This is a genomic window from Actinomyces oris (genome assembly GCF_001937445.1).
Lineage (GTDB): Bacteria > Actinomycetota > Actinomycetes > Actinomycetales > Actinomycetaceae > Actinomyces > Actinomyces acetigenes.
Genome location: NZ_MSKS01000065.1, coordinates 1 through 9,303 on the forward strand (window position 1 = coordinate 1; position 9,303 = coordinate 9,303).

Annotated in this window: 9 protein-coding genes and 1 riboswitch; of the genes, 7 read left to right on the plus strand and 2 right to left on the minus strand. The window is 69.1% G+C overall.

Annotated features, from left to right (window positions below; genetic code table 11):
• Positions 1 to 61 precede the first annotated feature (61 nt).
• A riboswitch (TPP riboswitch) is annotated at positions 62 to 150 on the plus strand.
• Position 151: 1 nt separating this feature from the next.
• From thiM to BKH20_RS13210, 4 genes are all read left to right on the plus strand, one after another.
• Positions 152 to 982, plus strand: a complete 831-nt coding sequence (gene thiM, locus BKH20_RS13195) for a hydroxyethylthiazole kinase (protein ID WP_075391434.1) — start codon at positions 152 to 154, stop codon at positions 980 to 982.
• Positions 979 to 1,641 carry a thiamine phosphate synthase gene (gene thiE / locus BKH20_RS13200; protein ID WP_075391429.1) on the plus strand — a complete coding sequence of 221 codons (663 nt, stop codon included), beginning with the start codon at positions 979 to 981 and terminating at the stop codon, positions 1,639 to 1,641. The genes thiM and thiE overlap by 4 nt, the downstream gene beginning before the upstream one ends.
• Complete coding sequence (gene thiD, locus BKH20_RS13205) at positions 1,638 to 2,465, plus strand: bifunctional hydroxymethylpyrimidine kinase/phosphomethylpyrimidine kinase (RefSeq protein ID WP_075391430.1); 828 nt, start codon at positions 1,638 to 1,640, stop codon at positions 2,463 to 2,465. The genes thiE and thiD overlap by 4 nt, the downstream gene beginning before the upstream one ends.
• Before the next feature lie 204 nt (positions 2,466 to 2,669).
• A complete protein-coding gene (locus BKH20_RS13210) occupies positions 2,670 to 3,572 on the plus strand; it encodes an arginase family protein (protein ID WP_075378127.1) in 903 nt (300 codons plus the stop codon).
• 47 nt (positions 3,573 to 3,619) lie between these two features.
• Here the strand turns inward: BKH20_RS13210 and BKH20_RS13215 are convergent, their stop codons facing one another.
• A complete protein-coding gene (locus BKH20_RS13215) occupies positions 3,620 to 4,030 on the minus strand; it encodes a rhodanese-like domain-containing protein (protein ID WP_075391431.1) in 411 nt (136 codons plus the stop codon).
• A gap of 221 nt (positions 4,031 to 4,251) precedes the next feature.
• Positions 4,252 to 4,524, minus strand: a complete 273-nt coding sequence (locus BKH20_RS13220) for a DUF7455 domain-containing protein (protein WP_178387915.1) — start codon at positions 4,522 to 4,524, stop codon at positions 4,252 to 4,254.
• 168 nt (positions 4,525 to 4,692) lie between these two features.
• Here BKH20_RS13220 and BKH20_RS13225 point away from each other — a divergent pair, with 168 nt between their 5' ends.
• The 3 genes from BKH20_RS13225 (at position 4,693) to BKH20_RS13235 (ending at position 9,017) form a co-directional block, all read left to right on the plus strand.
• On the plus strand, positions 4,693 to 5,472 hold the full coding sequence (locus tag BKH20_RS13225; RefSeq protein ID WP_075373468.1) for a hypothetical protein: 780 nt from the start codon (positions 4,693 to 4,695) through the stop codon (positions 5,470 to 5,472).
• Positions 5,473 to 5,581: 109 nt separating this feature from the next.
• On the plus strand, positions 5,582 to 7,834 hold the full coding sequence (locus BKH20_RS13230) for a DNA gyrase/topoisomerase IV subunit B (protein WP_075391432.1): 2,253 nt from the start codon (positions 5,582 to 5,584) through the stop codon (positions 7,832 to 7,834).
• 130 nt (positions 7,835 to 7,964) lie between these two features.
• Positions 7,965 to 9,017 (plus strand): GNAT family N-acetyltransferase, encoded by a 1,053-nt coding sequence (locus BKH20_RS13235; RefSeq protein WP_075391433.1) that lies wholly within the window; start codon positions 7,965 to 7,967, stop codon positions 9,015 to 9,017.
• Positions 9,018 to 9,303: the final 286 nt, after the last annotated feature.

Genomic DNA, 9,303 nt, shown 5'->3' on the forward strand with positions numbered 1-9,303 from the left:
GACGGCGTCGGCCCCGGAACCGCATGGGTTCCGGGGCCGACGCCGTCGATGCTAGTGTCTCGATCGTGACACGGGGTGCCACATGGCTGAGAACACACCCGTCGAACCTGTCCAGCTAGTACTGACGAAGGGATGTCACATGCACTGGGGCATGTCTACCCCAGCGGCGCTTGAGGCGGTACGCCGCCACGCCCCGCTGGTCTCCTGCATCACCAACACGGTGGTCACCAACATCACCGCTAACGTTCTCCTGGCTCTGGGCGCGGCGCCCGCCATGGTGGATATCACGGGGGAGGCGGGCCCCTTTGCCCGCGTCGCCTCCACGCTGCTCATCAACCTCGGCACGCCTCAGCCCGAGCAGCGGGACGCCGCCCGTGAGGCCGTGGCTGCGGCAGCCGACGCGGGCACGCCGTGGGTCCTCGATCCGGTGGCCATCGGCACGCTGACGCACCGCACTGCGCTGGCCCGTGAGCTCTTCGGCCGGGGACCGAGCGTCGTACGGGGCAATGCCTCGGAGATCTTGGCTCTGGCAGGAGACGGCAGCGGTGGGCGGGGCGTCGAGACCGCCGACGACGTCGCCGCGGCACTCGATCCGGCCTGCGACCTGGCCCGCAGCCACGGCTGCGTTGTCGCCGTCTCCGGGCCCGTCGATCTGATCACCGACGGCGAGAGCGTCATCCACGTTCAGGGCGGCTCCGCGCTACTGACCCGGATGACTGGCGGGGGCTGCGCTCTGGGTGCGGTGGTCGCGGCCTTTCTCGGGGCGGGGCGGAAGGAGGGCCTGGATGACGTGAGCGCCGTCGTCGCTGCGCATGCCGTCTACAGCGCTGCTGCCGAGCGAGCGGAGGTCCGATCAACCGGCCCCGGATCCTTCCCACCAGCCTTCCTCGACGCCCTGTACGCCTTTGAGATGCAGGACCTGCAGAACGTTAGCGTCAGTGCTACCAGCGCGACCACCGCCGCCGGGGGAGGGCCGGCATGAGGGCCGCACCGGACCTGTCGGTTTACCTCGTCACCGATGAGGGCCAGTGCCGCTCGCGCGGCAGAGACGTCCTGGCCACCGTTGAGGCTGCTGTCGACGGCGGAGTCACCTGCGTCCAGCTGCGCGCCAAGGGTACCGACGGCGGACTCTTCCTGACTCGGGTGCTGGAGGTGGCCGAGGTGATTGGTGATCAGGTCCCCGTCATCGTCAACGACCGCGTCGACATCTTCCTGGCGGCGCGTGATCAGGGAGCGCCCGTGGCCGGGGTACACCTCGGCCAGTCGGACCTGCCCGCCCGCATCGCACGCCGTCTCGTCGGGGAAGAAGCCTACCTCGGGCTGTCGGCCGCGACTCCCGACGAACTGCGCACCGCCCAAGAGCAGGGCGCCTGCGACCACGTCGGCATCGGCGTCGTTCATCCCACCGCCACCAAGGCCGACGCTCCGAAGAGCCTGGGGGTGAACGGCGTGGCGCGCATGGCTGCCCTGATCGATCTGCCTGCTGTGGCCATCGGCGGCATCACGGCCAGCGACCTGCCGGCCCTCCGGGCGGGTGGTCTGGCCGGTGCCGCCGTCGTATCAGCCATCTGCACGGCCGAGGACCCCAGGAGCGTCGCCGCCGACCTGCACCGTGCCTGGGACGAAGGATGTCGGCGATGAGCCAGCAGCGTTCGGCAACCGTGACCGCCTTGACCATCGCCGGCTCAGATCCTAGTGGTGGCGCCGGCATTCAGGCCGACATGAAGGCCATGAGTGCCCTCGGCGCCTACGCGATGAGCGTCATCACGGCGTTGACTGCCCAGTCAACGCGCGGTGTGGCCGGTGTGCACGCCGTGCCGGTCGACTTCGTCCGTCTCCAGATGGACACGTTGCTGGAGGACATCGTCCCCGATGCCACGAAGATCGGGATGCTCGCCACCGCCGAGCTGGCCGACGCGGTGGGGGAGTACCTGCCTGGACTCACTCATACGGTGCTCGACCCGGTCATGGTGGCCACCTCCGGGGACCGCCTTCTCGACGAGCAGGCGGTCGGTGCCGTGCGCCGTCTGTGCGCCAAAGCCGATCTCATCACTCCTAACCTCTATGAGGCGGCCGTCCTGCTGGGGGAGGAGCCCGCGGCGACCCTCGGTGAGCTGCGCAACCAGGCGCAGTGCCTGAGGGATCTGGGTGCACGTAGGGTCCTGGTCAAGGGCAGTCACCTGAGCGGTGACGCTGGTGACGCCGTCGATGTCTACGCCGATGCCGACGGCGTCGAGATCCTGTGCGGTCGCAGGGTGGACACGCAGAACACCCACGGCACGGGATGCACGCTCTCTTCGGCGATCGCCTCGCTGCGACCACGCCGGGCGACCTGGCTGGAAGCGGTGCGGGACGCCAAGGACTACCTCACCGGCGCCATCGCACACGCCGAGGCCCTGGGCGTTGGACACGGGTGCGGGCCCGTCCACCATTTTTACCGAGTCTGGATTAGAGCCGGATGGTAAATTATGTCGTTGTCGTCGGCGACCTCCCCGGCTCACGCTGCCGAGCTTGCACAGGGTGGAGGTGCGGCGCCCAGTGCGTCCTTGACGACGGTGACCGCTCCCACCAGGCACCTCTGCATGTGAGACTTAGGACTGAGTCAGGTGGTGTACAGCCCGGGATCGTAAACTGGACACCGGGAGACTCCCTCGCTCAGGAGCACTGAGATGGTTGACGCACGCACAGCTCTCGCCCAGTCCGACACCCTTCGCCTCATCTGGCCCCAGTGGCAGGGGGCGGGAGAGACCTCGGTGCGCGGCCTGCTGCCCGAGCTGCCCTACGGGGAGGCGCGGCGCGTCTATGCACTGGGAACCCGGGTGCTGACGGCGCTCCTGCCCGAGCACGCCGGTCCCACGGAGATCGTCCCCGTCAGCGATGAACCCACTGGCGAGGAGGTTCTCGTCACTAACGGCATGGAGTCGCGTGCCCAGATCCTGGCCGGGATTCGTGACGCCCGCGAGGCGATCGCCCGGCACGACGCTCCCAGGATCCTCACCCTGGGCGGGGACTGCGCTGTTTCCGTCGTCCCCTTCACCGAGCTCGCCGCCCGTTACGGAGACGACCTGGCCGTCGTCTGGATCGACTCCCACCCCGACATCGGCACCTCGCACTCCCAGCACCCCGGCTACCACGCCATGGCGGTCTCCCACATCATCGGTACTGGTGACGTCGAGGTGATGGAGGAGTTGGCGGCCTTTGTCCCCCCGAGTCGACTGACCCTGGCGGGCCTGCACTCCTGGACCGAGGACGGCTACCCCAACATCGCCACGTGGGGGCTGCACGCCTTCGGCCCGGCTGACCTGGGCGACTCGACGGAGCCCCTGCTGAGGTGGCTGGAGGCCACCGGCTGCAGCCGCGTAGCAGTCCATCTGGATGTCGACACCGTGGACGCCGATGAGGTTCGGCTGAGACTGGGCTACGATCGCGGCGGCCTGAGTGTGACTCAGACCAACCGCGTGATCAGGGATCTAGGGCGGGCGGCCGACGTCGTCGGCCTGACGATCGCCGAGTACGTGCCCAGGCAGGTCGTCGCCCTCACCCATCTCCTGGAGGGGCTGCCGCTTCTCTGAGTGACCGGGGCGGGCCGGGCGAGCTTCGCCCGCCGGGGCGACCGACGTCAGCCGGTGACGACCTTGGCCCCGGTGGTCTTCTTGGCGGCGTCGAGGGTTCCCAGTTCGGTGACTCCGGAGAAACCGGCGTTGCGCATGACGGCACTGGCCATCTTGGGCTGGTCGGCGGAGCCGTAGAGCTGGTACTGGGAGCTGCGGTCCAGGCCTGAGATCTGGCTGGAGAAGTCACCCGAGGAGAAGTCGTAGTTAACGGCCCCCTCCAGGTGCCCCTTCTTGAACTCCTCAGCCGAACGCAGGTCGACGATGACGACGGGTCCGGTGGCCTTCGCGTCCGCCGGGGCGGTGTGCGCTGAGGAGGCGGCGCTGGAGCCGGTGGATCCGGAGCATCCTGAAAGCGCTAACGCGCCGCAGAAGACGAGCAGGGCAGAGGCGGTCATGACGCAGAGAGAGCGTTTCACAGACAGTTCCTTCAGGGGTCACGCGGCTTCGTCGAGCCTGGATGGGGGCAGGTTGCTTCATTCAGCGTAAGGCTCTGTGCCGGGGGACTCGGGGCGGGAACAGGAGCAGGGCCTCAGGAATGAGGATATGCGGCATCCGGTAGAAAAAGACTGTGATACTCAGTGAACCGCAGTGCCGACCTCAGTGAAGAAGTCCACGTCGGCTGGGTCGACCGGCGCCGTCAGCTGCCGGCGGCCAGGCTCGCGGTCTCGTCCTGGAACAGCAGTGCGACCTCCTTGAGCTTCTCTGCGTGCTTGCGGGCGTGGTGACCACAGAAGAAGAGCTCGCCGGTCAGCATGACGACTCGGACGTAGGCCTGCGCGTCGCAGACGTCGCAGCGGTCGGCTGTGGTCAGCGGGCGCTCGGCGGAGTCGGCGGCAGGAGCGGTCTGCTCGTCCAGGGTGGTCACCGCCTGCGCGGCGGTTGAGGTTCCGGTTGTGCTCATGGACCGCATTGCATCATGACGCGGACGCTTCCACCCCTCCGAGACGGCCGTTTCCGCCTGAGGCGCACGCGCTTTCGCCCACGGCGCACGTCACCACGGAACTGATCGGTCGGGTGAATGCTGGAAGGTAACCGTGGCGAGCTGTCAGCCCGCAGGAATCGGGAGGGAGCAGTCAGGATGTCGGTGGTGCAGGAGTTCCGCGACCGTGAGATCGCGAGCCTGGAGCGCTCGGGTTGGGCGACCAACGCGGTCCTTCGGCAGAGGCTGGAGGCCGTGGGGCTACGAGCGCCCGCCGAGGTCGTCGCCGAGTGCTTGGACGAGGATGCAGGAGTCGGAGGTGGCGCCGGTGCCCGCTGGGAGCGGGCCGAGCGCGCGGTGGCCCACTTAAGGGAGCACTTCGCCTCATTCCGCTTCTCCGACGACGTCGACTACGGACTCCTGGCGATCCCGGCCACCGACCGACTCGACACCCGCGGGGCCATTGATCCTGGCATCCGCCGCGGTCAGCAGCCCGATCTGACCGAGGACTTCGTCGACCCGGCCCTGGGGGAGGGAACTGACCTCAGCGCCTCCGTCGGAACTGCCGCCGGGACCATGCTGGGCAAGGACGGTTGGATGGTGGTGGCCGGCGTCGTCGGCCAGTACGGAATCTCGGCGGGAAGCCATGAGGACATCACCGCCGCTCCTACGGAGCTCTTCGAGGTCGACGGTGTCGACACCCGCACCCTCATGACCCGTCAAATCTGGGGAGCCCGCCTCCTGCAGTGCTCGCCCGGGCTCGTCCCCGACTCGGACTACGCCGAGCGATGGACCTTCACGCTCTTCCCTGCCGAGGGGCTGGTGGACGGGCAGGCCGCCTCGGGTACCGTGCTCAAGAGGCGGGTGCGCTTCCGGCTGGGTAAGGCGGGCCGTGGGATCGGCAGCGCGCGGGTGAGCCCCGCCCTTCCGCTGACGTAGCGGTCGTGGCGGCCCGTGGCGGCCTCGGTAGCTGCATGACGTATGACGCCACAGGCCTGCCGCGGCGGGGCACAAGGCACCGGCGGCACTGATCGGCTAGATTCCCAGCGTGCCCTCATCTGAGAACAAGACCAGCCGGGGCGACTACTCCGCCCGCCACCTCTCCGTCCTGGAGGGGCTCGAGGCCGTGCGCAAGCGCCCGGGAATGTACATCGGCTCCACCGACCAGCGCGGTCTCATGCACTGCGTGTGGGAGATCGTCGACAACGCCGTCGATGAGGCCCTCGAGGGGCACGGCGACGACATCTCGGTGACCGTCCACGACGACGGATCCATCGAGGTGCGCGACAACGGGCGCGGTGTGCCCGTGGACATTGAGCCCTCCTCCGGTCTGACCGGCGTCGAGCTCGTCTACACCAAGCTGCACGCCGGCGGGAAGTTCGGCGGGGGCTCCTACAGCGCCGCCGGCGGCCTGCACGGCGTGGGGGCGTCCGTCGTCAACGCCCTGGCCGAGCGCATGGACGTCGAGGTTGACCGCGGCGGCAAGACCTACGCCATGAGCTTCCATCGCGGCGAGCCCGGCATCTTCGACGACTCCGCCGGGCGCAGCCCCTCCTCCCCCTTCGCCGGGTTCACGAAGGCCTCCGAGCTGCGTGTCATCGGCAAGGTGCGCCGCGGCGTGACCGGCACCCGGGTCCGTTACTGGGCCGACCCCCAGATCTTCCCCAAGCCCACCGAGTACGACGCCGCCGCCCTGCGCGCCCGCCTGCGCCAGACCAGCTTCCTCGTCCCGGGCCTCACCCTGCGCCTGGAGGACAAGCGTCCGGAGGCCGAGGCCATCGCCGCCTCCACCACGCCGGCCGCCGACGCCGGCGAGACCGACGACGCCGTCCACGAGGTCACCCTGCGGGCGGCCGCCAAGAACGCCACTGAGAACCGCGGCGACCTGTTCGACACCGGTGATGACGACGGCGTCGAGGTCTTCCAGGCCCTGGGCGGCACCGCCGACTTCGTCGACTTCCTTGCCTCCGACGGCTCAGTCACCGACACCTTCCGCCTCACCGGTGAGGGTACCTACACCGAGACCGTCCAACAGCTCGACCGCGCCAGCGGGCACCTGCGGCCCGTTGAGGTCGAGCGCACCTGCATGGTCGACGTCGCCCTGCGATGGGGGATCGGCTACGACACCACGGAGCGCTCCTTCGTCAACATCATCGCCACCCCCATGGGCGGCACCCACCTGACCGGATTCGAGCAGGCCCTCACCAGGGTGCTGCGCAAGCGCATCGAGGCCGACTCCCGGGCCCTGAAGCTCACCGCCAAGGACGGCCGCGTCGAGAAGGACGACATCATGGCGGGCCTGACCGCCGTCATCACCGTGCGCGTGCCCGAGCCCCAGTTCGAGGGGCAGACCAAGGAGGTCCTGGGCACCGGGCCCGTGCGCCAGATCGTCTCCAAGGTGGTTGAGCGCGAGCTCACCGCCCTGCTGACCTCCTCCAAGCGGGACCTCAAGGCCCAGGCGCGTGCCCTGGAGGAGAAGATCGTCGGCGAGATGCGCGCCCGCGTCTCAGCGCGCCTGCACAAGGAGATCACCCGCCGCAAGACGGCCCTGGAGACCTCCTCCCTGCCGGCCAAGCTCGCCGACTGCCGCAGCGACGACGTCGCCGCCTCCGAGCTGTTCATCGTCGAGGGCGACTCCGCCCTGGGAACCGCCAAGAACGCGCGCAACTCCGAGTTCCAGGCGCTCCTGCCGATCCGCGGAAAGATCCTCAACGTGCAGAAGGCCTCCCAGGCCGACATGCTGCGCAACGTCGAGTGCTCGGCCATCATCCAGGTGGTCGGTGCCGGCAGCGGACGCACCTTCGACCTGGAGGCCGCCCGCTACGGCAAGGTCATCCTCATGACCGACGCCGACGTCGACGGCGCCCACATCCGCACCCTCCTGCTGACCCTCTTCTTCCGCTACATGCGCCCCATGATCGAGGCGGGCCGGGTCTTCGCCGCCGTCCCGCCCCTGCACCGCATCGAGGTCTCCGGCTCGGGGCGGCGCAAGAAGGAGATCATCTACACCTACTCCGATGAGGAGCTCGTCGCCACCCTGCGCCGCCTGGAGCGCGCGGGCCGCAGCTTCAAGGAGCCCCAGCGCTACAAGGGCCTGGGGGAGATGGACGCCCACCAGCTCGCCGAGACCACCATGGAGCCCCAACATCGCACCCTGCGGCGCATTACCCTGGGGGATGAGGCCCAGATCATGGAGGCTGAGTCCGTGTTCGAGCTCCTCATGGGCTCATCGGTTGAGCCCCGCCGCGACTTCATCGTCGAAGGCGCCCGTGATGTTGATCGCGAGCGCATTGACGCCTGATCCTCGCGTCAGGTCTCGGCCACTCCTTCAGGTAGGGTCCAGTAACCTTCGTGTCACGGCCCGCCGCAGGTCGAGGCGCGCTGCTTACTGACTGATCGTCTTTCTTCATCCTCATGAGGGAGGTGCACTCATGGCACCCGGTTACGGTATCCGCCGGGCGGGGTCCTCACCGTGGCCCATCCTGCGCCCGGGTCCCCGTTCGTCCCTGTCGCGGGAGCTGTCCTGGCGGCCGCTGGGCCCGGAGGACAACCACGAGCTGGCCGCGCTCATCGCTCGGGCCGAGGACGTCGACAACCCGCCCTACCGCACCAGTGAGCAGGAGACGGCCGAGTACTTCCTCGACCCCACCTACTCCGGTGTCGCCGGGCGCGACGCTGACGGCGTCATGCGCGCCTTCGGCCTGGTGCGCCTGCGCCCAGCCGGGGAGATCTACGCCTCCATGACCGGCACCGTGGACCCGGTCGTACGCAAACGCGGCATCGGTCGTGCCCTCCTGCACTGGCAGGCCGAGCGGGCCCGCCACCTCGTGGGTGCCGAACGAGCCGGCTCCGTGCCGGGCAAGGGCTCGACCCAGGTCCCAGCCCACGTGGTCACCACCGTCATGGAGGATGACAAGCGCATGCAGGGGCACCTGGCGGACATGGGTTTTGAACCGACGCGCTGGTACCGGGAGGTGCGCCGTTTCCTCGGCGACGAGATCCCCGAGGTGGACCTGGACGGCTTCATCACCATCGACCCGTGGACCCCCGAGATCGACGACGACGTCCGCCGGGCCTACAACCAGGCCATGGCCGAGACCTGGAAGGCGGAGAACGTCACCCCCGAGGACTGGACCGCAGGCAGTGCCTATTTCGCCCCCCAGTGGAGCTTTGTGGCCATGGACCGCTCCGGGGACCGGGCCCGCGTCGCCGGCTACCTGCGTTCGGGCCGCTACGAGCAGGACTGGCAGGCACTGGGCTGGCGGGAGGGCTACACCGACGTGCTCGGGGTCCTCAGCGACTACCGCCACCGCCGGATCGGGCCCGCGCTGCTGGTGGCCGCCATGCGCGCCTACGCCGCCGACGGCATGGAGTACGCCGCCGCCGGCGTCGACACCGACAACCCCAGTGGCGCCGTGGACCTGTACGAGTCCCTGGGCTACGTGCCCACCCGTGGCACCATCCTCTACGCCCTCGACGTCTGAGCGGGGCCTTCGTCTTCCGGGCGGTTTGTGCTGTCTCCTCACTTGGGAGGCACTCGCTCGGACGGGGATCCGGGCCGCGCAGGAGCGAGTCCGGGGTTCTCGGTGGCACAGCCCGGCGCCTCCGTCACAGGCCCGCCCCCGCCCCTTGCCCCCTGCGCAGGGGGCCCGGAGGCCATGGTCCGACGCCGACCCCGCCCGCACCGAACCGGCTCTGCCCCACTCCTGCCCCGAGTCGGTCTACTCCACGAGGGTCGGGATCCACTGACCACGGGTTGTGCGTACTGCA

What these genes read in the sequence shown, in the direction of transcription:
- BKH20_RS13235 (WP_075391433.1), top strand. Translation starts at nt 7,965, where the DNA reads ATGGCACCCGGTTACGGTATCCGCCGGGCGGGGTCCTCACCGTGGCCC.
- BKH20_RS13225 (WP_075373468.1), top strand. Translation starts at nt 4,693, where the DNA reads ATGTCGGTGGTGCAGGAGTTCCGCGACCGTGAGATCGCGAGCCTGGAG.
- BKH20_RS13220 (WP_178387915.1), bottom strand. Translation starts at nt 4,524, where the DNA reads ATGCGGTCCATGAGCACAACCGGAACCTCAACCGCCGCGCAGGCGGTG.
- thiE (WP_075391429.1), top strand. Translation starts at nt 979, where the DNA reads ATGAGGGCCGCACCGGACCTGTCGGTTTACCTCGTCACCGATGAGGGC.
- BKH20_RS13210 (WP_075378127.1), top strand. Translation starts at nt 2,670, where the DNA reads ATGGTTGACGCACGCACAGCTCTCGCCCAGTCCGACACCCTTCGCCTC.
- thiD (WP_075391430.1), top strand. Translation starts at nt 1,638, where the DNA reads ATGAGCCAGCAGCGTTCGGCAACCGTGACCGCCTTGACCATCGCCGGC.
- thiM (WP_075391434.1), top strand. Translation starts at nt 152, where the DNA reads ATGTCTACCCCAGCGGCGCTTGAGGCGGTACGCCGCCACGCCCCGCTG.